Source organism: Micromonospora sp. DT46 (genome assembly GCF_049841735.1).
Taxonomy (GTDB): Bacteria; Actinomycetota; Actinomycetes; order Mycobacteriales; family Micromonosporaceae; genus Micromonospora; species Micromonospora reichwaldensis.
The window spans coordinates 530190-551346 of record NZ_JBNCKW010000005.1; the positions used below are offsets into that span (position 1 = coordinate 530190).

General features: G+C 73.0%; 19 protein-coding genes. 7 read left to right on the top strand and 12 right to left on the bottom strand.

Annotation, left to right across the window (positions count from 1 at the left end; translation table 11 throughout):
- Positions 1-87 precede the first annotated feature (87 nt).
- The gene (locus ACLQ20_RS16725; RefSeq protein WP_151453713.1) at positions 88-384 is read left to right on the top strand and encodes a GYD domain-containing protein; all 297 of its coding nucleotides are present in this window, start codon (positions 88-90) and stop codon (positions 382-384) included.
- A 132-nt stretch (positions 385-516) separates the two neighbouring features.
- On the opposite strand, the gene ACLQ20_RS16730 is transcribed toward ACLQ20_RS16725, so the two are convergent.
- Together ACLQ20_RS16730 and ACLQ20_RS16735 are read right to left on the bottom strand one after the other, a co-directional pair.
- Positions 517-1155, bottom strand: a complete 639-nt coding sequence (locus ACLQ20_RS16730) for an N-acetylmuramoyl-L-alanine amidase family protein (RefSeq protein ID WP_305069285.1) — start codon at positions 1153-1155, stop codon at positions 517-519.
- Positions 1156-1301: 146 nt separating this feature from the next.
- Complete coding sequence (locus ACLQ20_RS16735) at positions 1302-2429, bottom strand: DUF3103 family protein (RefSeq protein ID WP_425856312.1); 1128 nt, start codon at positions 2427-2429, stop codon at positions 1302-1304.
- Between the two features lie 947 nt (positions 2430-3376).
- On the opposite strand from ACLQ20_RS16735, the gene ACLQ20_RS16740 reads away from it, so the two are divergent.
- The 3 genes from ACLQ20_RS16740 to ACLQ20_RS16750 all read left to right on the top strand — a co-directional run bounded on the left by ACLQ20_RS16740 (position 3377) and on the right by ACLQ20_RS16750 (position 5561).
- On the top strand, positions 3377-3697 hold the full coding sequence (locus ACLQ20_RS16740; RefSeq protein WP_132237156.1) for a MerR family transcriptional regulator: 321 nt from the start codon (positions 3377-3379) through the stop codon (positions 3695-3697).
- Positions 3698-4002: 305 nt separating this feature from the next.
- A complete protein-coding gene (locus ACLQ20_RS16745; RefSeq protein WP_151453711.1) occupies positions 4003-4206 on the top strand; it encodes a cold-shock protein in 204 nt (67 codons plus the stop codon).
- Positions 4207-4412: 206 nt separating this feature from the next.
- Entirely contained in the window at positions 4413-5561 is a 1149-nt protein-coding gene (locus ACLQ20_RS16750; RefSeq protein WP_151453710.1) for a site-2 protease family protein, read from the top strand.
- Here ACLQ20_RS16750 and ACLQ20_RS16755 read toward each other — a convergent pair.
- Positions 5558-6817, bottom strand: a complete 1260-nt coding sequence (locus tag ACLQ20_RS16755; RefSeq protein WP_425856317.1) for an FAD-binding protein — start codon at positions 6815-6817, stop codon at positions 5558-5560. The genes ACLQ20_RS16750 and ACLQ20_RS16755 overlap by 4 nt on opposite strands.
- Positions 6814-7368 carry a hypothetical protein gene (locus ACLQ20_RS16760; RefSeq protein WP_151453709.1) on the bottom strand — a complete coding sequence of 185 codons (555 nt, stop codon included), beginning with the start codon at positions 7366-7368 and terminating at the stop codon, positions 6814-6816. Before ACLQ20_RS16760 ends, ACLQ20_RS16755 begins: the two co-directional genes overlap by 4 nt.
- Before the next feature lie 74 nt (positions 7369-7442).
- Here ACLQ20_RS16760 and ACLQ20_RS16765 point away from each other — a divergent pair, with 74 nt between their 5' ends.
- On the top strand, positions 7443-7646 hold the full coding sequence (locus tag ACLQ20_RS16765; protein WP_225852064.1) for a hypothetical protein: 204 nt from the start codon (positions 7443-7445) through the stop codon (positions 7644-7646).
- Between the two features lie 96 nt (positions 7647-7742).
- Here ACLQ20_RS16765 and ACLQ20_RS16770 read toward each other — a convergent pair whose 3' ends face one another.
- Positions 7743-8672: an LLM class F420-dependent oxidoreductase gene (locus ACLQ20_RS16770; protein WP_151453708.1), complete on the bottom strand. Its 930-nt coding sequence runs from the start codon at positions 8670-8672 to the stop codon at positions 7743-7745.
- Between the two features lie 173 nt (positions 8673-8845).
- Here ACLQ20_RS16770 and ACLQ20_RS16775 point away from each other — a divergent pair, with 173 nt between their 5' ends.
- On the top strand, positions 8846-10003 hold the full coding sequence (locus ACLQ20_RS16775; RefSeq protein ID WP_151453707.1) for an acyl-CoA dehydrogenase family protein: 1158 nt from the start codon (positions 8846-8848) through the stop codon (positions 10001-10003).
- Positions 10004-10096: 93 nt separating this feature from the next.
- On the opposite strand, the gene ACLQ20_RS16780 is transcribed toward ACLQ20_RS16775, so the two are convergent.
- From ACLQ20_RS16780 to ACLQ20_RS16805, 6 genes are all read right to left on the bottom strand, one after another.
- Positions 10097-10774 (bottom strand): hypothetical protein, encoded by a 678-nt coding sequence (locus ACLQ20_RS16780; protein ID WP_225852063.1) that lies wholly within the window; start codon positions 10772-10774, stop codon positions 10097-10099.
- A gap of 178 nt (positions 10775-10952) precedes the next feature.
- Positions 10953-11990 (bottom strand): hypothetical protein, encoded by a 1038-nt coding sequence (locus tag ACLQ20_RS16785; protein ID WP_151453706.1) that lies wholly within the window; start codon positions 11988-11990, stop codon positions 10953-10955.
- Positions 11990-12259: a hypothetical protein gene (locus ACLQ20_RS16790; protein WP_151453705.1), complete on the bottom strand. Its 270-nt coding sequence runs from the start codon at positions 12257-12259 to the stop codon at positions 11990-11992. The genes ACLQ20_RS16785 and ACLQ20_RS16790 overlap by 1 nt, the downstream gene beginning before the upstream one ends.
- A gap of 443 nt (positions 12260-12702) precedes the next feature.
- A complete protein-coding gene (locus tag ACLQ20_RS16795; RefSeq protein ID WP_425856325.1) occupies positions 12703-15957 on the bottom strand; it encodes an ATP-binding protein in 3255 nt (1084 codons plus the stop codon).
- Positions 15954-16649, bottom strand: a complete 696-nt coding sequence (locus tag ACLQ20_RS16800) for a hypothetical protein (protein WP_151453703.1) — start codon at positions 16647-16649, stop codon at positions 15954-15956. Before ACLQ20_RS16800 ends, ACLQ20_RS16795 begins: the two co-directional genes overlap by 4 nt.
- Positions 16646-17731, bottom strand: a complete 1086-nt coding sequence (locus ACLQ20_RS16805) for an endonuclease domain-containing protein (protein WP_327029267.1) — start codon at positions 17729-17731, stop codon at positions 16646-16648. Before ACLQ20_RS16805 ends, ACLQ20_RS16800 begins: the two co-directional genes overlap by 4 nt.
- Before the next feature lie 188 nt (positions 17732-17919).
- On the opposite strand from ACLQ20_RS16805, the gene ACLQ20_RS16810 reads away from it, so the two are divergent.
- On the top strand, positions 17920-20181 hold the full coding sequence (locus tag ACLQ20_RS16810; protein ID WP_425856329.1) for a DUF4153 domain-containing protein: 2262 nt from the start codon (positions 17920-17922) through the stop codon (positions 20179-20181).
- A gap of 83 nt (positions 20182-20264) precedes the next feature.
- Here ACLQ20_RS16810 and ACLQ20_RS16815 read toward each other — a convergent pair whose 3' ends face one another.
- Positions 20265-21041, bottom strand: a complete 777-nt coding sequence (locus ACLQ20_RS16815; protein ID WP_425856332.1) for a hypothetical protein — start codon at positions 21039-21041, stop codon at positions 20265-20267.
- Between the last annotated feature and the right edge of the window lie 116 nt (positions 21042-21157).

Genomic DNA, 21157 nt, shown 5'->3' on the forward strand with positions numbered 1-21157 from the left:
CCACCGGCGCCGACTGGCTGGTCACTTTCGACCATTATGCCCCAGAAATTGCCTTACGATGAGATCTCTTCGTGGAGGTGGAGGGCCATGCCGACGTATGTCGCGTTGCTGAACTGGACCGATCAGGGGATCCAAGGCTTCAAGGACACCGCGAAGCGCGCCGAGGCCTTCGCCGCAGCGACACAGAAGCTCGGGGCGAATCTCCTGAACATCTGGTGGACCGCCGGTCCGTACGACCTCGTGGCCATCGTCGAGGCGCCGGACGACGAAACCGCCTCCGCGGCGCTCCTGCGGCTCGGCGGGGCGGGCAACGTCCGTACCACGACCATGCGGGCCTTCGGTCAAGAGGAGATCAGTCGCATCGTCGCCAAAGCCGCTGGCTGACTCCGTCACGGCCAGACATGGGGTGGCTGCCGACCTGAACGAGCAGCCACCCCCGTACGTACGGCCAGGACCACGGACGGGCGTCCTCGCCGGACCCGCCGCGGCTGGCAGGCGATTCAGCGACGCAGCACCCTAGAGGCCGAGGTAGGCGGCGATGCCGTTGGCGTGCCCTCGGGCGGTGGCGGTGATGAAGGCGGCGCGCTTGAGCAGGTTCGCGTCGGCCACGGTGTCGATGAACAGGTTCTCGGTCAGGACGGCGGGCATGGCGGTCTCGCGCAGCACATGGAAGTTGGCGGTCTTCAGGCCGCGGTCGGTGACCGAGCCGACGGTGCGCATGCCCGACAGGACCCGGGAGTGCACCGGACTGTGCAGGGCGCTGGAGGTGCCCGGGTACCGGTAGCTCTCGAAACCCGTACCGCCGCCGGAGTTGATGTGGATGCTGACGAAGATCGTGGCGCCCCACGCGTTGGCGTCGCTCGTACGGTACGTGAGACTGCGGGTGATGTCCGAGGTGCGGGACATCCGTACGTCGACGCTGTAATTGGCCTTGAGGATGTCGCGGGTCTGAAGCGCGATGCTCAGGGTCAGGGCCTTCTCGGTCAGGCCGTTGCCGACGGCGCCGGGGTCGGTGCCGCCATGCCCGGGGTCGAGGTAGACCTTCGGGACCGCCGCGTGCGCGACGCCGGTCGCCGCCCACGGAGCCACGACGAAACCAGCGGCGGCAGCCAGCAGGGTGCGGCGGCGCGCTGAGGAGTTACTGATCACGAGCACCTCTCCACGGAAAGTAGGGGGTGCCGGGAGGCCGTCGTGGGCCGCCTGTACCCGTACGGGCTGGCACGGCGTCACTGTAATGCATGGAAATACGTAGATGGGAAGACCCGCTGCTCGAAGACGTCCAACGGGGTCGAGCGGGCCGGTCAGAACTGCGCGACCCAGTACGGGGTGACGTCCATCCAGCCGTTGGCGCCCGCGCCGTGCTTCCGGCCGCTGCTGGCGGTGCTCAGGGTGTACCAGGCGTCCACGAAGTCCGGGTCGTCGGTGTACCAGGAGGTGGGGATGGCGTCAAGGATCGCGTTGACCACCGGGGTGTACACGCCACCGTCCACGATCACCAGCAGGGCGCCCGCGATGGCCTTGACCAGGGCCGCGTAGTTGGTGTCCCCGTCGTCCTCCATCATCACCACGTCGGCCAGGTTGTACTTGTACGACGAGAAGTGCACCAGCAGCTGGTTCGGGTAGTAGGTGGTGCCGTCGTGATCCAGGTACGGCATCTGCACGAGGTCGACCTTCACCTTGCCGTCCAACCCGAACCCGGCCACGAGGTTGTAGATCTCGGCGTCGCCCTTGATCCAGGGCTCCTCGTCGTCGCTCAGCCGGACCGCGTCGACCTTGGTGGCCCAGTAACCGGCCGACGCGGTCAACCCGGAGGCGCGGGTCGCGGGACGCGCCGGAGCCGCCCGGCCGATGCCCCTCTCGCCCAGCTCCTGGCGCATCATCGCCAGCCCCGCGGTGAGCGCCCGCTCGGTGTCCACGTCCACCACGAGCACCGGCTGCCGCGGCACCCGCGTGGCATCCAGCACCACCGTGCCGCCGGAGCGGTCGTAGGCGGTCACGCTCGTCGCCGAGTCGTCGGGCGGGGTGGCGGCCACCAGCGGCGCTTCGCCGCGGGTCAGCGCCGCGCGCATGTCCGGGTGGGCCAGCCGCAACCGCAACAGCGAGCCGGTGCCGCCCGGCAGGCCCTTGGCGACCAGCAGCCGCTGGTTGGCGGCGCGGAGGTCACCGGCGAGCCGGGCGTCGACGCCGGCGGCGAGCAGGTCGACCGGGCCGTTCACGGCGGAGCCGCCCAACCGGGTCAGCTCGGACCGACCGGTGAGGGCCACCTGACGGGCCACGCCGTCGGTGATGGCGAACACCGGGCTGGCGACCGCCGGGGCCGGTGCGGGGTGGTCGGGCCGGGCGTACGCCGGGGTGCCGACCGCTGCGACCAGGGTGGTCGTCGCGATGCCGAGTGACAGGACGGCGCGGCGGAAGGTACGTCGGTTCACATGGACTCCTCTGCGTCTCCCGGCCATCGGCTCGTGGCGGCGACCGGGAAATTGACGACGATGACTACATAGGTATACGTCCACGGGGAAGCCGTCAACGTCGCCGTAAGCGGTTGATTACGTACCGCAGCTCAGACAGCCACGAACCGGACCGGCCCGCCGAGCACTGTGGCGGCCCGGTCCAGACCCGCCAGGCGAGCGGCGAGTGTGGCCGATGCCAGACGCCCCCAGCAGGACCTCGCGTACCGCGCGGGCCACCTCGAAGCGCTGGCTGACCTGCGCGTCGCCGGGCGCACATCGCCACGGGCCGGCGGCACGGTGGGGAAACCCGCGATCAGCGGCCGAGAAAATCTGGTCTCCCGAGACTAGACATTCTTGGTGGGGCTGGGTAATGTTGCCTCCGTTGACGACAGAGATCGGTTAAAGACGCTGACGAGAGCAGGAGCGTCGAAGCAGGGCCCGGAACTTCTCGCGGCTCGCTCGGCAACTGCGGTGAAACCACATCACCGCCGCAACACGGCAAGTGCAGGACAAGACCTTGACGTAACTCCAGGTCAGGGCAGACCGCAGGCAGGGCCGATGCAAGGTTCGGGGCTCCGCCTGATGCAGCAAGGATCCGCCGCACATGTGCGGGGCCATGAAGTCGCGTGGGGCTCCGACATCGACGGATAGCAACCGTAGGCAATGCAAGAAGAGGAAAGGGAGGGCTGGACGCCGTTGGATCGCCCGCCGTCAGGACGTAGTGCAAGTTCTGAGGTGGACGCCGTAGCCCCATCGAACGTGAGGTGGTCTCCGGTCACGCTTATGCGATCCTCGCACCGCCTGCTGATAGCGGCACGGTGCGGAAACGAGAACCCGACGAACCTGTCGGTAGATGGTGTATTCAACCCGTAACCCTGGGCCCCGGCGCAACACGCGCCGGGGCCCTCGTTCACGAAGAGGAATGCATGGCCCAACCCGACGACATGCTCAACGACGACGACTACCCCGCCTACACCATGGGCCGCGCCGCCGAGATCGTGGGCGCCTCGCAGGATTTCCTGCGCCGCCTCGACGAGGCGAAGCTGATCATCCCGTTCCGCTCCGCCGGCGGACATCGCCGCTACTCCCGCTACCAGCTGCGCCTGGCCGCACGGGCCCGGGAGATGGTCGACCAGGGCACCGCCCTCGAAGCCGCCTGCCGGATCATCATTCTCGAAGACCAGCTGGAAGAAGCCCTCCAGCACAACCGCGACCACCAGTGCCGCCAGCAGGCCGGCGCTACCTGACCCCGCGCCGCACGGTCCTTCTCCACCACGAGAAGGACCGTCTGCCGCACCCCGAAGAACCTGCGGATGTCGCGCCGCCAGGACAGGGACACACGCAGGGAGACGAAGGGCTGTTACCCGCCTGTGCTACGGTCTCCTTGTTGCAGTTTTGATTTCCGTAGACGTTTCCGGCGCCTGATGGGGTTATCTGAAACCTCATCCAGGCGCTCTTTTCGTTTGTCGTGTCGGTTCGGCGCGGGCGATCAACGCGGCGGCGTAAGAGTCCGCACACCGTGCGGTCTCCAACAGCCTGCGAAGGAGCAGACATGGCTACAGGTACCGTGAAGTGGTTCAACGCCGACAAGGGCTTCGGCTTCATCGCCCAGGACGGCGGCGGCCCCGACGTCTTCGCCCACTTCTCCGCGATCGCATCGAGCGGCTTCCGCAGCCTCGATGAGAACCAGCGGGTGGAGTTCGACATCACCCAGGGCCAGAAGGGCCCGCAGGCGGAGAACATCCGCCCGCTCTGATCTCCATTCTGCGAACGGCGGCCCGACTGGTTCAGCGGGTCGCCGTCCGTCATTTCCGCTGGCGGTGGGCCTGAGCGCCGACCACGCCGGGTCCCGGCGCGGCTACCGACAAGAACCTCGTCATCGACGGTCCGCCCGTCGCGGCATCGGCCAGCATGCCCCGCCGAACTGGCATGGGCGGGGCTGTCGCGGGTAGTACCCGAAACATGAGGGCGAGTTTCCGGCTCGGCCGGATCGCGGGCGTGCCGGTCGGGGTCAACTGGAGCGTCCTGGTCATCTTCGCGCTGATCGCCTGGGGGCTGTCGGCCAACCAGTTCCCCCGGGCCTACCCGGACCGGCCCGTCGCCGCGTACGTCCTGGCGGGGCTCGCGGCGGCGGTGGTCTTCTTCCTCGGCCTGCTCGCCCACGAGGTGTCGCACGCGATCGTCGCCAAGCGCAACGGGCTGGAGGTCGGCGGGATCACCCTCTGGCTCTTCGGCGGGGTGGCCGAGCTGCGCGGCGAGGCGCGCGACCCGGGCGCGGAGCTGCGCATCGCCGGCGTCGGCCCGCTGGTGAGCCTGCTGATCGGGCTCTTCTTCGGCGCGATCGCGGTGGTGCTCGCCGTGGCCGGGGTGGAGGGGCTACTGCTGGGCTCGCTGGCCTGGCTGGCCGGCATCAACGTGCTGCTGGCGGTCTTCAACGCGCTGCCGGCCGCCCCGCTCGACGGCGGGCGGCTGCTGCGCGCCGCCGTGTGGAAGGCGACCGGCGACCGGACGAAGGCGTCGGTCGTCGCCGCCCGGGCCGGCTGGGTGCTCGGCGCGGTGCTGATCGGGCTGGGACTGTGGCAGTTCCTGGCCGGCGTCGGCTTCGGCGGGCTGTGGCTTGCCCTGATCGGTTGGTTCCTGATCGGCGCCGCCGGCATGGAGGAGCGGCAGGCCCGGATGGGCAGCGCGCTTCAGGGCATCCGGGTGGCCGACGTGATGACGCCGCAGCCGCAGACCGCGTCGGGACAGATGACGGTGGGCGACTTCGTCGATCACTACCTCTTCGCGTACCGGCACACGGCGCTGCCGCTGACCGAGGACGACCGGCCCGTCGGCCTGGTCACCCTCGACCGGGTGCGCGGCATCCCGGCGGACCGTCGGGCCGGCACCACGCTGGCCGAGGTGGCCTGCCGCGCCGACGAGCTGGTGCTCGCCCGGCCGGACGAGCCGCTGAACGAGCTGCTCCCCCGGCTCAGCGAGTGCGCCGACGGCCGTGCGCTGGTGGTGGCCGACGGCCGCCTCGTCGGGATCGTCTCGCCGAGCGACATCAGCCGGGCGGTGCAGCGCGGCAGCCTCCGCGATCAGATGCAGGGCAGCCGGCCCGGTCGCTAGTTGCGGGGTAGGTAGTGGTCGAGCAGGTCGGTGCGGAACGTGCCGGCCGGGTCGAGCCGGCGCGCCAGGTCGAGGAAGTCGGCGTACCGGGGCAGGGCCGCGGCGACCGCCGCCGGGGCGAGGCCGAAGACCTTCCCCCAGTGCGGGCGCGGCGCGAACGGCGCGAGCCGCTCCTCCACCGCCGCCACCACCGGCAGCACCGCCGCCGCGTCGGCGGTCCAGGTGAAGTGGATGGCCAGGCTGTCCCGCCCGTGGTTCGGGCTGAGCCACAGCCCGTCGGCCGCCACCGTCCGCAGCTCGCAGACCTGGAGCACCGGCGCGATCAGGTGCGCCACCGGATCGAGCGCGGCCAGCGCCGCCGACGCCGAGCCGCGCGGCACGTGGTACTCCGACTGCAACTCCGCCCCGCTGCTGGGCGTGAACTCCAGCCGGAAGTGCGGCAGCCGTTCGTGCCACGGGCCCGGCTCGCCGAGCTGCGGGGTGCAGTTCCGCGCGGGCATGCCCGGCACCGGGTGTCGCGGCGCGTCGGCCGCCGTCGTGCCGAGCCAGTCCGCCGGGAGTGGGGCCGCGTCCGCGCGCTGCTTGACCCACACCTCCCGCAGCCGCGGCGACCGCCAGTCGGTGAAGACGCTGACGCTGTACGCCGAGGCGAACGCCGCGTCCAGCGCCGCGCGGGACAGGCCGAGGCGGACGTGCTGGCGGATCTCGAAGGTCGGCACCACGTCCAGGGTGACCCGGGTGACGACGCCCAGCGCGCCCAGCGACACGACCATTCCGGCGAAGGTGTCCCCGTCGGCCGCCCGGTCCACGGTCAGCAGGTCACCGCCGGCGGTGACCAGTTCCAGCCCGGCGACCGCGCTGGCCAGGTTGCCGATCGTCTCCCCCGAGCCGTGGGTGCCGGTGGCGACCGCCCCGGCGACCGAGATGTGCGGCAGCGAGGCGAGGTTGGCCAGGGCGTACCCGCGCGCGTGCAGCCAGGACGCGAGGTCTCCGTACCGCATGGCGGCCGGCACGGTGACGGCCCGGAGGTCCGGGTCGAGCGCGACGGTCGCGGGCAGCCCGGCCAGCGAGACCAGGTCGCCGGTGGTGTCGCCGAGGCGGTTGAACGAGTGCCCCGTGCCCACCACCCGGAGCCGGTCGCTGCCCGCCACCAGCCGGCGCAGCTCGTCGAGCGAGGAGGGGCGGTGGTGGCGGCGGGCGGCGTAGCGGACGTTGCCCGCCCAGTTGTGCCGCGGCCCGGCCCCGGCGGTGGTCACGGGGTGCGGTGGCGGTCGGCGGCAGGAGCCCCGCCGAGCGCGTCGACGAAACGGTCCCCGGCGTGCCGGGTCAGCGCCGCCGCCACCTCGGCGGGCCTCTCCCGGACCCGCGCCAGGTCCAGCAGTTCCACCGCGGCCCGGCCGTCGACCGGATGGTGCGCGTCGGCCGGCAGGTCGGCCAGCGCGCCCGGCGCGGGGACCAGCAGCAGTCGCGGCGTCGACGGCAGCCCCTGCCGGGCGGGCGGCCGGGCCAGCGCCAGCGCCGCGACCTCCGCCCACGCGATCGTGCGGCGCAGCCCGGGGCGGCGGACGCTCAGGCCGTCGGCGCCGATGACGAACCGGAACGGGCGCAGCAGGCCGACCAGCACGCCCCCGCCCAGCAGCACGGCGCCGACGGCGACCAGCCGGCGCAGCAGCACGTGCTCCCCCGGCAGCGCCAGCAGCACCCCGCCCCCGATCACGCAGGCCAGGGGCAGCACCAACGCCCCCCGGTTGCGGTGCAGTTCCATGTCGTACCCCCGTTCGACACCGTGGTCGTCGGGACGCATCATCCGACGAGCAGGGCGGGACGGAAACCGGTCGATCGGGCACGGTTACGGCGCCCTCGTCGGGGAACCCTACGCCGATGAGCAGCTACCGCGATCCCGCCCCGCGGGGCGACGTGTTCCCCTCCGAGGAGGAGATCGACCCGACCGGCATCGGAGCGGTGTCGCCGGCCGGGGCGTACCCGGCGGGCACCACGCCCCGCCCCAAGCCGGCGCCGCCGCCGACGCCCCCGCCGCACCCGGTGCCCCATCCGGGGCCGGCGCCCCGGGTGGGCCGCGCCTGACGGCCGGCACGACGGGGCCGCCGCCCCGCGCGCGACTTGCCGCCGTCGCCGGCGCAGGACGTCGACGCGGTGCTGGGGCGGCGGTTGCCCGCCGGCTCAGAGCTGGGGCTTCACCTCGGCGGCGACCAGCTCCAGGTGGTCGAGGTCGGCCAGGTCGAGCACCTGGAGGTAGAGCCGCTCGCTGCCGATCTCGGCGTACCGGCCGATCTTGTCGACCACCTCGGCGGGGGTGCCCGCGAGGCCGTTCTCGCGCAGCTCGTCCGGCTCCCGGCCGATCGCGGCGGCCCGCCGGGCCACCTCGGCGTCGTCCCGCCCGCAGCAGAGCACCAGGGCGTTGGACCAGCGCAGCTCGCCCGGGTCGCGGCCGGTCTCGGCGCAGGCGGCCCGGACCCGGTCGAACTGGGCGGCGGAGTCCTCGACCGAGGCGAACGGCAGGTTGAACTCGTCGGCGTAGCGGGCGGCCAGGCGGGGCGTGCGCTTCGGGCCCATGCCGCCGAGCAGGATCGGCGGGCGCGGGTCCTGCACCGGCTTCGGCAGGGCGGGCGAGTCGCTGACCGGGTAGTACGTCCCGGCAAAGTCGAAGGTCGCGCCGGGCGGCGTCGCCCAGAGCCCCGTGACGACCGCGAGCTGTTCCTCCAGCCGGTCGAAGCGCTCCCCCAGCGACGGGAAGGGAATCCCGTACGCGGTGTGCTCCTCGGCGTACCAGCCGGTGCCGATGCCCAGCTCGACCCGGCCGCCGCTCATCTGGTCGACCTGCGCGACGGTGATGGCCAGCGGGCCGGGCAGCCGGAAGGTGGCAGCGGTCATCAGCGTGCCCAGCCGGATCCGCCGGGTGTCCCGGGCCAGGCCGGCGAGGGTCGTCCACGCGTCCGTCGGGCCGGGGTCACCGCTCACCGCGCCCATCTTCAGGTAGTGGTCGGAGCGGAAGAAGGCGCCGTAGCCGGTTTCCTCCGCGCAGCGGGCCACGGCGAGCAGGTCGTCGTACGTCGCGCCCTGCTGGGGTTCGGTGAAGATCCGCAGTTCCATGCTTCGAGCATAGGGAGCGGGCCGGGTCGGCGTGCCGTTCCGGCCCCTCCCCGGGCGGCGGCTCGGGCGGGCGCCCACCGCGCGAAGTGGCGGGCATCCGATAGCGGCGAGCCTGGCCCCGGGTCGTCCGCCGGTCCAGAGTGGAGGCCGAGCGACGAGGCGAGGAGGAACCCATGGAGGACCAGCACCGGGACGGGCTGACGGGGGCGGTGGACGCGCTGCTCCCGGAGGTGTCCCGCCGGGCCGGGGAGATCGAGGCGGCCCGGGGGCTGCCCGCCGATCTGCTCGACTCGCTGCGGGCGGCCGGCTGCTTCCGGATGTTCGTCCCCCGCAGCCACGGCGGGTACGAGGCGGACCTGCACACCGGGCTGCGGGTGCTGGAGTCGCTGGCCCGGGCCGACGGCTCCACCGGGTGGACGGTGATGATCGGCGCCGAGACGCCGCACCTGGTGGCGATGCTCTCCCGCGACCGGTTCGACAAGTTCTACGCCGACGGGCCGGACGTGGTCGTCGGGGGCGGGTTCGCCCCGCAGGGGCGCGCCGAGCCCGTCGACGGCGGCTTCCGGGTCACCGGCCGGTGGGCGTTCGCGAGCGGCGCCCGGCACGCCGACTGGATCTTCGGCAACTGCGTGCTGACCGGGGACGGCGGGCCGGCGGGGGCACCGCCGGCGATGCGCTCCATGCTCTTCCCGGCCTCCCGGGTCACCGTGCACGACACCTGGCACGTGCTCGGCCTGCGGGGCACCGGCAGCCACGACATCGAGGTGGCGGACGCCTTCTGCCCCACGGAGGAGAGCTTCGACCTGTTCACCGGCGTGCCCTGCGTACCGGGGCCGGGCTTCGTGGCGCCGCTGGTCCACTTCGTCCTGCACCTCGGCGCGGTGGCGGTCGGCATCGCGCAGGGCGCGCTGGACGACATGGTCGCGCTGCTCGAGGGCGGCCGGCAGCGGCTCTACGCCCGGCAGTCGCTCGCCGACTCGCCGGCCTTCCGCCTCCAGCTCGGCCGTGCCGACCTGGACGTACGGGCCGCCCGGGCGCTGCTGCGGGACCTGGCCGACGAGCTCTGGTCGGCCTGCGCCACCGATCCGGCGGCGATCCCCGCGCTGCACCCACGGATCTCCGCCGCGCTGCCCTGGGTGACGGAGCGGGCAGCCGCCGCGGTCGACACCTGCTACCGGGCGGCCGGCGGCGGGGCGGCCCGGGACTCGTCGCCGTTGCAGCGCCGGTTCCGCGACATCCACACGTTCAGCCAGCACGCGGCGGCGGCCGAGGGCTGGCTCGCCAACAACGGCGCGCGGGTGCTCGGCCGGCCGGTGGAACTGGCCTACTGACCCCGGGGTGAAGCAGCGCGCGGGCGCCCTACCCGGGCGGGTGTCCCGGCTTCCGACCGGAGCCGGGGCACCCGCCCGCCGTCCATCGACGGATCAGCAGCGCTGCCGCTGGCCCGTGTGGTGCACGCCGACCTTGCCCACCACGGTCAGGTCGGTCAGGGCGGTGTTCGCACCGCGGGACACGTAGCACGAGTAGCGGTGCTGGTTGATCACTTCGAGGTGGATGTGGGCCCCGCTGTCACCGTTGACCTGGTAGCAGCTGGACCAGCGGAAGCGGCCCGTCTCGCCGAGCTTGGTCCAGGGACCGACCGAGGCGCCGACGACGATGCCACCGGGCTTGTTGTTCACGTGCATCACGTCCGCGCGGCCGAGGATCTGCCCGGTCGTGGTGTCCCGGGCCTCGAGCCCGATGCGGTAGCCGCCGTCGGCGAGATTGCGGGTCGCGCAGCCGGCCTGGACGGTGACCACCTTGACGGCGACCGGGTGCCCGGAAGCGGTCTTGGTGCCGAACGGCGAGACGATCGTGGCACCCGGATTGCGGTAGATGTCGACGGCCCAGTCGTTCGGGTAGCCCCAGTGGCCGAAGACGATGTGGTGCGAGGTCGGCCCGGAGAGACCGAAGCGGTCCCACGTGGACGACCCCTGGATCGGCGGATAGACGTTTACCGTGTCCGCTGCCGGATGCGCCTGCGCGGCGCCGGCCGGGGCGACCACGGCGCCGACCGCGAGCACGAGGGCGGCCATCGCAGGGGCGAGACGACTGAACTTCACATGATCTCCATGGCTGTCCTGGCGCAGCGGGGCTCGGTGGACGTCGCACCGGGAGGCGCACGAGCGGGCCTGCGCACGATCCGGTGGATCTTATACCACCATCGATGGATCTCATGATCGACGTCTATCCTTCGCCGACGGCTCCCCGGGCCCTCCTGGCGGACCTCCGGCCGGCCGCTCAGACGTACGGCCGGGTGGCGTACGCCGACTTCAGCGCGGCCAGCCCCGTCGACTTCGGCGACAGCGTGCCCCAGCCCGAGTTGAAGTAGTTGGTCCGCACGATCCGGGGTCCCCGCTCGGCGTTGAGCTGGGCGATGGCGGCCGGGACGGTGGCGATCCAGCCCGCCTGGTCCGGCACCTCCGCCACCCGTACGCCCCACTCGGCGATGATCACCGGGCGGGAGAGGGCGACCGGGCCGAGGTCGGCCACCGCCCAGTCCTTCGCCCGGCGGAACCGGGCCAGCGCCGTGTGGGTGGGGCTGGTGGCGTAGGCGTTCCACTGGAGGAAGTCGAGCCTGGCCATCAGCGCCTCCGGATGGGTGCGCTGGAAACAGGCCCGGTCGAAGCCGCCCACCCCGACCGAGAACGTCGTGCCGGCGGGCAGTTGACGGGCCTTGAACCAGTTCACGATGTACGTCACCGCCTGCACCGCGCGGGCGTCGGACTGCCCCCAGTTGTAGCTGACGCCGGACTCCGTGGTGCCGAACTCGTGGTCCGTGTCGAGTTCCGAGGCGAGCTGGATGTTCACCCCGAAGCCCATGGTCCGGTACTGGGACAGGGCGCGGGCGAAGAGCCCGTCGCAGTGCCCGGCCAGGACCTGGCTGTAGCCGTACGCCCGGGGCCAGGTCGTGCCCGGGCGCTGCTGGATGGTCATCGCGGGCGCCGGGACGGTGTAGGTCACGCCGTCCACGGTGAACGTCTGCGGCCCGGCGTCGGGCGCGCCGTAGTGCTTCAGCTCCAGCACCATGTTCATCTGCACCCCGGCCCTGCCGAGCGTGATCAGCCACGGCCGTTGGTAGCCGGGGAAGATGTAGCCGTCGGCGAAGCTGCGGTACTGGGTCAGCGAGCGGAAGTTGCCGCCGGCCATGTCGGCCGTCGGGTCGGCGCCGCCGGAGAGGTAGTAGCCGCCCAGCACCGGCGGCGCGATCGTGTAGTCGGCGGTCGCGGTGGCGGTACGCCCGCCGTTGTCGCGCACCGTGACGGTGACCCGGGGCATCACGCCACCGCCCGGTAGACGGCGACGGACCCGTTGTCCGACGCCCTGGTCCAGGTGCGGCCGGAGTCGTCGGTGACGGTGAGGGTGAGCGGGTCGATGACGGCGGTGACCTTGACCGGCGCGCTGCTGTTGCCCTGCGCGTCGGTCACCACGATCGTGACGGTCACCGGCTTGGTGTCGGCGTCGCCGTAGGTGACCGTCAGGATCATCTGGTCGCCGGGTGAGTAGGTGGAGGCGTTCAGGGAGGCGGTGGCGGTGGGAGCGGCCATTGCCGGCTCCTCTCGTGCTCGGTGACCGGACCGACCGGCGCGTGGCCAGGGCCGGTTCCGGTGGGCAGGGTGGGACGGGCGACGACCGGCCGCCGGGCACGCGCCTGCGCGTGCCCGGGACGGCTCGTGGGTACGGCTCGCCGGCCGCGCTCGTCCCGGGGATGGCGCGCGGCTCCGGTGGCTGCCGGAATGGGGACGTCTGTGTCGGTGCGGCGGCTTCCGCCCGGGTACCCGGGACGTGACTGCCGGAGCGCGACCTCGCGCTGCGTGGGCGGCCGGCGCTGCGCTACGCCGTGGCCGTCGCGGGGTCGGGTTCGGTGATGGCGGTGTCGGCGGGGACGATGCTGTCCCCGCCGGGCCCGAGGAATGGGTTGTGGCCCGCCATCCTCACGCCTCTGACCTGCTACAACAGTGCGCCGGAAAGGCGATCGGCGTCCTGTCCGCTATCGGACGGCCGGCGCGTCCGGCAGGTGACTGCGCTCCGGCCGGAATTGTGCCGAAGCTGCCCTGGCGACGACCTCCTCCGGGCTGAGCGGCGCCTTCGGGTGGTGGGACAGGCAGATCGGCGTGTCCACCTTGACGAACGCGAAGCCCTCCCCGGCCACGTAGAACTGGCCGCTCTGCATGAGGCCGATGTCGGGCAGCCGCCCGCCCTTGGCCTCCGCCAACTGACGGGCCGCGTCGATCTGCGCGGGAGCGTTGAGCAGCCCGAAGAACTGCGTGGTGGCGTTGCCGGAGATCTGGTTGTGCAGCCCCTTCGGCGCCTGGGTGGCGAAGACCAACCCGAGCCCGTACTTGCGGGCCTGAGAGGCGAGGGCGATCGTGCTGGCCGTGCAGGCCGTCTGCCCGGACGACGGGGCGAGAGTCTGCGCCTCGTCCATCACGAAGAGCCCGCCCAGCGGTCGCTCGCCCGCCGGGTGCCGCTTGATCCAGGCGAACAGGGCCATCTGGAGCTGATTGACGAAGCCCTGCCGTTCCTGGTCCGACGTGAGCCCCACAAAGCTGATCACCGAAATGCGTGCGCGCCGGCCCGGCGAGGGGGTGAGCAGCAGGCCCGGATCGGCCGGGGCGCCGACGCCGCCGAACAACGGATCGGTGACCATGGCGGCCTTCAGAGTCTCGGCCAGATCCTGGGCCAGCTTGTCCGCCCGGCTCAGCCGGCTCACCCCGTCGGGCAGTTCGGCGAGGAACTCGGTGAAGCCGGGCAGGCCCACCATTCCGCTCCTCGCGTACGCCTGGAGGGCCTCGGTCAGCACGGCCTTGCCCTGCTGGGCCACCTTCGTCGGCCGGTCCACACCGGCGCGCGGGGCGAGTGCCTCCACCGCCGAGCGGATCGCCTGGTCGAACTCGTCCGGCGAGTCGCGTACGGGGGTGAAGTCCGGCAGCGGCTGGAAGCTCAGCGGTCGACCGGCGTTGACCCGGGGCGTCCAGACCACCACCTCGGTGTGTTCGAGGTGGTCGCGGGCCCGCTCGGCGTCACCGGGGCCCCATCCGGCCGGCGGCTGCGGCCAGGGATCGCCCAGGCGGGCGAGGTCGTTGTTGGGATCGAGCACGATCGCGGAGACGCCCTCTCGAGCGCACTCCTCGACCAGCCGCCGGATCAGCACGGTCTTGCCGGAGCCGGAGCCGGCGAAGATCACCGTGTGACGGCGCAGCGACTCCAGGTCCACCGCGAACGGCCGCGCCCCGTCGGTGGTCCGCCCCAACAGGATCGAAGTTCCGTCGACGGTGGCCCTCCCGCCGCCGACCCGCGCGTCGTCCTCGCCGCCCACCTCGGCGGTCGGCCCGACTGACCGGGCGACCGGTCCGGCCTCCGCATTGGCCGCCCCGGCGGAGTCGCCGAGGATCGTGGCGAACAGCTGCGTGGAGCCGGCCGGTCGGCGCGCGACCAGCCACTCCTGGAGAACCGAGGCCGGTTCGCCACTCAGCTCACGAAGCGCGGCGAACACCCGCAGGTCCGCCTCCGGGACGCCGCAGCGGACTCCGCCGGCCGCGTCGAAGGCCGCCAACACCTCGGCCGTACGCTTCCCGGTCGGCCACGGGCCGTTGCGCAACAGCACCAGCCGCCGCTGCGGCAGCGCACGGTCGAGGCCCGCCATGGTGCAGGCCGCCTTCACCCTGGCGGTCGCCGCGATCGCGTTCGGATGGGAGATCCCGCGGAAGCACCAGTGCGCCTCGTTCTCGGTGGCCTCGTCCAGCACCTCGATCAGCCGCCCGTGCAGCGCCGGTTTGCGGCCCGGCAGCGGGTCGTACCTGTAGCTGGCGCCGGTCGGGGACCGCTCGGCGATCCAGGCCGCCAGACCGGCGGCGAGGAGCGCCGGCATGTGCTCGTCCTCGGTCCGCGGATCGAGCGCACCCGCCACGTCCGCCCCCGCCACCAGCCCGGCGAAGCGGGCGTCGAGCTGCCGCAGGCGCACGTCGTCACCGGTGTCCGTGTCGCGGCACGACTTCGGGCCGACGGCGGCACTCCGGTCCGGTGGCTCGGACCCGCCGACGACGTGGTCGACGACCTCGATGAGACGGTCGAGCTCGGTCACCTCGTCCCGGTCCCGGCACCAGGCGACGTGTCGATCCACTCGGCGCAGCAGCGCCCGGGGCGTCAACGCCGGGGCGTCCACGAACGCCTCGGGGCTGATCGGCCAGGTCGGGTACGGCGGTGCGAAACGCGGCCCGGCGAAGGCGGCGGTGAACCGCTTCGCGACGATGGCCCGCCCGATCTCGGGGGTGGGAATCCGGTCGGGGAGGATCGCCTGCCGGAACCGGTCGCCGACCGGAGTGGGCGCACTCCTGGTCAACAGCTCCCAGGTGTCCGGCAGGCACGACACCACGATCAGCGTCCGGCGGGTGACGTCACGCAGCTTCAGCAGCCCGTCGGCGATGGGCCCGATGACCTTCGCCTGGGCGTCCTCCAGCCCGGCGTACTGGTCGAACATGGCGGTGCTGGTCTGGGCGAAGAGCGTGTCGAGCTGGTCGACGGCTATCACCGTGGGGTCGAGCGTCAGCGCCATCAGCCGCGAGACGTCCTGGACGATCTGCTGCGGGGTACGGATCGCCGGGGTCAGCCCCCACGCCGCGCGACCGTCCGGGTCACCTGGCTCGGAGATCAGATGGGCGTAGCCGACGTCCTGTGCCTCGAAGTCCAGCGCGCCGTGCAGGACGAGTGCCCGGGCGGTGTCCTGGCAGTCCCGGCCGATCTCGCGATGGCGCGTCCGCAGGGCCCGCACGAAGGTGTCCAGGTGCTCCCGGGTGACCGGCTTCGTCCCGGCGATCGCGTCGCGTACCTCCGCCGGGATGCCGAGGTGGGCGGTGAGCCGACGCAGGAACGTGCGCAGCTGGGTGCCCCAGCCGATCGCGTCCCGTCCCATGCCTTCGACCAGGGCCAGCGCCACGCTCTCCCAGAACGTCTTCCCGCTGACCATGTCGACCAGGAAGAAGTAGCCGCCCTCACGCTGGATCCGATCCCGCACCGCCCCGAGCAGGTGGGTCTTGCCTGCGCCGGCCCGCCCCTGCATGGCCACGCCGAGGGGCACCGTGGTGTCGTCGGTGCGGGCCCTGCCCACGCCGCGCAGGATCTCCGCGACCACCTTCTCGTGCAGCTCCGGCACGTCGTACGGGCTGGGCCGCCACACGTCGTCGGGAGTGACCGCAGGGTTGAGACTGACCGCCTCGAGCGCGGCCCGTACGTCCTCCGGGATCATGCCGAGCCGATCGCCAGGGTGTGGTTCTCCTCGTCCCCGATGCGCACCGCGGCCGCCCGGTCCCGCGCGGTCAACGACTTGGTGTTGGCGACCGGGATGATTCGGACGCCGTCCCGCTGGACCATCGCGCGCAACGTCGCGTCGACGGTAGCGCGGTCCTGCCTGCCGAGGCGTTCACGCAGGTCGGCGAGCCCCACCCAGGCTCCCGGCTCCCGGGCCAGCTCGTGATAGGCGGCGCGGATCAGGGCCTCCACGGCGTCCGGCTCGGTGGCCGCCGGCGCTGGCGCGGCGCCGGGAGGCGTCGGGCCGGCCGCCGGACCTGAGGTGGCCGACGACGGCGTGAAGAAGTCGGCGTGGCTGAGCCCCAACCGGCTCAGCGAGCGGTGCAGGTTGGCCAGCAGGGTGAACAGCGAACGGGTGGCTGAGCCACTACGTGCGGGCGGGGCGCCGACGTGCAGCTGCCGCACCACCCGCCACCCCTCGTCGGTCAGCTCGTGGGAGAAGGGCCGGTGGGACCGGTCGGTCTCGACCAGGCCGAGCTTGACGAGTTTGGCGTTGTCGACGCCGGTGAGGCTGAACCCGGCCAACTCCTTCAGCTCGTTGTTGGTCAGTTCGCGGGCCTCGACCATGAGCACCACAAGCGCGTTGATCTGGTTGGGCGTCAGGTGGGGAAGGTCCGCCGTGCTCGTCATGGTGCCTCTTCTTCGTGGGGGTGCGCGCCGGCCAGGCGACGACGGGTCAGCAGTTGCCGGATCATGCCGACCACGGCCTGGACGTCGGACAGCACCTGCTCGTTGGTGAACCGGAGCACGTCCAGCCCGAGGAGTTGCAGCCGCACGTCACGCCGCCGGTCGTTGGCGAATCTGATTCGTCCCCGATGTTCCGGGCCGTCCACCTCGACCGCAAGTCCCTCGGCCGGCCAGAAGAGGTCCAGGCGGTAGGTCTCGCCGAGCAGGTGCCAGTCGTACGTGTGGTTCCAGCGCCTCCCCCGGGCCCACTCGTGTGGCGTCAGTGCCAGCTCCAGTGCCTGCTCGGCAGCGCTGTCGCCGCGTGGGACACCGGACAGCGGCGGAAACGTCAGTGCCGGCGGAGGCTCGCGGACGGTGTCGGGAACCCGACCCGCCTGCACCGCCAACTCGGTCAGGCTCGACGGCAGCGAAACCTGAACCGACCGGATCCGGTCGACCGTCCGCAGTTCCCGCCCGGCCAGCCAGACGGTGAGGCGGCCGTGCCGCACCAGCCATTCGGCGACGGCGACCAACGCGCGCTCGGTCTCCGTGGGCAGCTCGTCGGTCAGGCCGACCAGCAGGACGCACCCGTCACGGTCGTACGCGGAGGCCATGACCCGGGCCAGGCCGGCAGCCCGTACCTCTGCCGGAAAGCGCGGCCGGTGCTGCCGGTCCTCTCCGCGCAGCGCGCGCTCGGCGAGGTCGGCCAGGAACGGGCCGAAGTGCTCGGAGTGCGCAGCGGCCCGCATGGCAAGGGACCGCACCGCAGCGACGCCCAGCGTGCCGGAACCGTCGAGCCGTTCGGCACCGGGCAACCAGCGGGGGAACAGCGTGAGGGCTGCGCCGTCCAACTCGTCGAGGACGGCGGCGAGCAACTCGGTGAAGCCCCGTCGGGCCGGCACGCGGTACCGAACGACGACCGGGGCGGCGGCCGGTGCCGGATCGAGTCCCACATGGAGCAACTCGGCGTCGATGCCGGGCAGGTGGCTGACCTGCTGCGGAGGAAGGGCCTCCCACCACTCGGCGGGAGGTACGCCACTGGCCACGGCCGAGCACGTTACCGAGGATCGATCGAGCGCGCCGCCCGCCCGATCCGCTGGCCCGTGCCTGCACCGCTGTGACCGGGTACGGCCATCCGGCTGCGGCTGTCCAGCCCTTCTGCCGGTGTCGGGGGCGGCGGCGGGCCCGGAGTCGGCCGTACAGTGTGCCGACCGTTCTAACGAGGAGGGGTTCCTTGACCCAGCCACCACCGGTGTCGGGCCCCCCGGGTTCCGGCGAGGCGCCCGGCAGCACCGCCGGTGACGACCCCGGAAACGCGCCGCCGCACCTGCTCGTCATGCCGTCCATCGAGGGCGCGCCGCCCCCGATGGTGTGGCCCGGGGCGGAGGGCGCACCCGCCTGGGCGATCCCCGTCAGCATCCCGCCCGGGACGCGCGGTTACGCCGTGTTCATCCCGCTGGTGCCAACCACCGCCGCGGCGGCTCCGGTCGCCGCGGGCCCGCCGGCCCCGGCCTCGGTCGTCCCCGCCCCCAGGCCGGCCGAGGCGACCGCCGCGCCAGCCCCGACGGCCGTCGTCGAGCCGGGAGAGAGCATCCCGACGCGGACCGCCGCGGTGACGGCGGCGGACTCCGCGGCACCGGCTGCCGCGCCGTCACCGGACGCCGTCGGCGCGCCGCCGCGCGGCACCGACGCGGCACCTACCGCCTCCGCCCCCGCTACGCCCACCACGAGCGGACCCGCCACCGAGACGGCGCCCACCACCGGGACGGCGCCCAGCACCGAGGCGCCGCCCAGCACCGGGACGCCCGCGACCGCCGCGCCGGCCACCGGTGGTGCGCCGGCCGCCCCGTCGGCGGGCACCGGCGCATCCGCTGCCCGCCCGCCGGCGACCAACGTCCAGCAGCCCGCCGCCGCGCCGCTGCCGGCGCCGTACCGGATCGGAGTGCCGTCCGGCGCGCCGGCGCCGTACCGCGGCTACCAGCCGGTCCCGCGCCCGCCGTCGTTCCTCGACACGCGCTGGCCGGGGCCGGCGCCCACCCAGGACCGGGCCGTACCGCTCGCGGTCCTCGCCGGAGCGCTGGGCCTGGCCTTCTTCGTACCGCTCACCCGCACCGGCATCGGCTGGTTCCTCGGCTGGCTCGCCCTGACCGTCGCGGTGGTCCTCGCGGTCCGGCGGACGGGCGCGGAACTGCCGCGCGCCGACCGGCGGATCCGCGCCGGCTGGGCGGTGGCGGCCCTGGCGCTGCTGTCGGTCCTGGCCTTCCGCAACGCCTGGTGGCTGGTGACGTTCTGCGTGCTCGGCGCGCTCTGCTGCGCGACCCTCGCGATCGTGGGCGGCCGGCTCGTCCGCTCCATCCTGTTCAGCCTGGTGGCGGCCCCCTTCGCGGCGTTGCGAGGGCTGCCGTGGGTGCGTGGGCACCTGCACGCCCCGGTGAACCCGCATCTGGCCCGCCGGGTCGTCGGGTCGGCCGCGGCCACCGTGGCCGCGCTGATCGTCTTCGGCGCGCTCCTGTCCTCGGCCGACGGCGCCTTCTCCGTGATGCTCGGCGAGCTGGTTCCCGAGGTCAACGGCGGCGCGACGTTCCGCTGGATCCTCCTCGCCGCCGTGGGCGGGCTCTGCGCCGTCGCCGCCCTCTACACGCTGGCCGCGCCGCCCGACCTGTCGACGATGGACCGGCCCGGCACGCGCCGCTTCGGCCTCGTGGAGTGGGCGCCGGTCATCAGCGCCCTGACGCTGCTCTTCGGCGGCTTCGTGGCGGTGCAGTTCACCGTCCTGTTCGGTGGGCAGCGGCACGTGCTGCGCACTGCCGGCCTCAGCTACGCGGAGTACGCGCGCAGCGGGTTCTGGCAGCTCGTCGTCGTCACCATGCTGACGCTGGCGGTGCTCGGCGGGGTGGCCCGCTGGGCGCGGCGGGACCGGGCCGTCGAGCGCCACCTGCTGCGGGTCCTGCTGGGCCTGCTCAGCGTGCTCAGCTTCGTCATCGTGGGGTCGGCGCTGTCCCGGATGTACACGTACCAGAAGGCGTACAGCTTCACCGGCGAGCGGCTCTTCGTGATGGCGTTCGAGCTGCTGCTCGGCACCGTGTTCCTGATGATCCTGGTGGCCGGGCTGCGCTGGCGCGGTGCCTGGATTCCCGGCACGACGGTGGCGCTCGCCGTGGTGATGCTGCTGGGCCTGGCCGTGCTCAACCCGGAGGACTACGCCGCCCGCCGCAACATCGCCCGGTACGAGCAGACGGGGAAGATCGACGCCTGGTACCTGCGGGCGCTCTCGGCCGACGCGACGCCGGCGCTGGCGGGCCTGCCCGATCCGGTGCGCCGCTGCACGCTGAGCTGGGTCGCCAAGGACCTCGACGAGTCGGACCCCTGGTACGCCTGGAACCTGGGCCGGATCCGGGCGCGCGCGGCGCTCGACCGGGCCGGGCCGGGCGCGGTCGGCGGTCCACGCGACTGCCGGGCCGCCGACCAGTTCGACCTGCCCAAGCGCCGCCGCTGACGGATCCGCCGTCCCCGGGTCGGTCCGGGGACGGCGGGACCGCCGGGTCGGCGGGCCGGTGCGTCCAGCGGGTGCCGGTCGGGTCACCAGGGCTCGGGGATGCCCACCGCGAGGCAGCGCCGGGTGCCGGGGACCGGCTGGTAGCAGGCGGACGCCTCCAGGTTGTTGGTCAGGTCGGAGCGGGAGAAGGACGTGCTGCCGCCGTTGACGCAGGTGCCGCCGCTGGTGGACACACCGCCGGTGACCTTGGCCGTGGCGCAGCCGACCGTGGCGGCGGTCTTCTCCACCGTGTTCAGCGAGGAGCGCTGGTCCGCGTACTGGTGTGCGCCGTAGCCGGTCAGCCGCACGCCGGGACGGGTGACCGTGTACTGGAACGCCGCCGACGTGTAGTACGACCAGCTGGCGCCCGTACCCACGGTGCGCAGCTCCGGATCGGCGGACGAACCGGGAACGAACATGGCGAAGCCCTTGTCGTGGGTGGTGGTGCCCGCGACCATCCGGTAGACGATCACCAGCAGCCCTTGGCTGTAGCTGCCGGTGGAGTAGGTCAGGTAGCTGCCGCTGCCGCAGGTGGTCCGGTCGGCGACGTAGCCGACGCCGTTGGCGTAGAGCATCACCCTGGCGCAGCGGCCGTCGTCGGCGGTGTCCTCGATCGTGCCGACCGTGGTGCTGGTGCCGGAGTTGTCGGTGGCGTAGCCGGTCAGCCGGACGCCCGGCAGCGTGCCGGCGTACTGGTAGGCGGTGGGATGGTAGTAGCTCCACGAGGCCGACCAGCCGCTGCCGGAGGGCAGCGCGAGCGCCGGCGAGGCGGGCAGCAGTGCGGCGACCAGCGCGGCGGCCAGGGCCGCGAACAGCGTCATCCGGGTCGACCGCCGTCGGAAACGGGCCTTCATCGGTCCTCCGATCTCCACGACGGGCGGGACACCCGGCGTCACGGATCAGGTTGACCGAGGACGCCGGCGGCGGGTACCGCTGG

What these genes read in the sequence shown, in the direction of transcription:
- ACLQ20_RS16725 (WP_151453713.1), top strand. Translation starts at nt 88, where the DNA reads ATGCCGACGTATGTCGCGTTGCTGAACTGGACCGATCAGGGGATCCAA.
- ACLQ20_RS16740 (WP_132237156.1), top strand. Translation starts at nt 3,377, where the DNA reads ATGGCCCAACCCGACGACATGCTCAACGACGACGACTACCCCGCCTAC.
- ACLQ20_RS16745 (WP_151453711.1), top strand. Translation starts at nt 4,003, where the DNA reads ATGGCTACAGGTACCGTGAAGTGGTTCAACGCCGACAAGGGCTTCGGC.
- ACLQ20_RS16750 (WP_151453710.1), top strand. Translation starts at nt 4,413, where the DNA reads ATGAGGGCGAGTTTCCGGCTCGGCCGGATCGCGGGCGTGCCGGTCGGG.
- ACLQ20_RS16760 (WP_151453709.1), bottom strand. Translation starts at nt 7,368, where the DNA reads ATGATGCGTCCCGACGACCACGGTGTCGAACGGGGGTACGACATGGAA.
- ACLQ20_RS16765 (WP_225852064.1), top strand. Translation starts at nt 7,443, where the DNA reads ATGAGCAGCTACCGCGATCCCGCCCCGCGGGGCGACGTGTTCCCCTCC.
- ACLQ20_RS16770 (WP_151453708.1), bottom strand. Translation starts at nt 8,672, where the DNA reads ATGGAACTGCGGATCTTCACCGAACCCCAGCAGGGCGCGACGTACGAC.
- ACLQ20_RS16775 (WP_151453707.1), top strand. Translation starts at nt 8,846, where the DNA reads ATGGAGGACCAGCACCGGGACGGGCTGACGGGGGCGGTGGACGCGCTG.
- ACLQ20_RS16785 (WP_151453706.1), bottom strand. Translation starts at nt 11,990, where the DNA reads ATGCCCCGGGTCACCGTCACGGTGCGCGACAACGGCGGGCGTACCGCC.
- ACLQ20_RS16790 (WP_151453705.1), bottom strand. Translation starts at nt 12,259, where the DNA reads ATGGCCGCTCCCACCGCCACCGCCTCCCTGAACGCCTCCACCTACTCA.
- ACLQ20_RS16795 (WP_425856325.1), bottom strand. Translation starts at nt 15,957, where the DNA reads ATGATCCCGGAGGACGTACGGGCCGCGCTCGAGGCGGTCAGTCTCAAC.
- ACLQ20_RS16800 (WP_151453703.1), bottom strand. Translation starts at nt 16,649, where the DNA reads ATGACGAGCACGGCGGACCTTCCCCACCTGACGCCCAACCAGATCAAC.
- ACLQ20_RS16815 (WP_425856332.1), bottom strand. Translation starts at nt 21,041, where the DNA reads ATGACGCTGTTCGCGGCCCTGGCCGCCGCGCTGGTCGCCGCACTGCTG.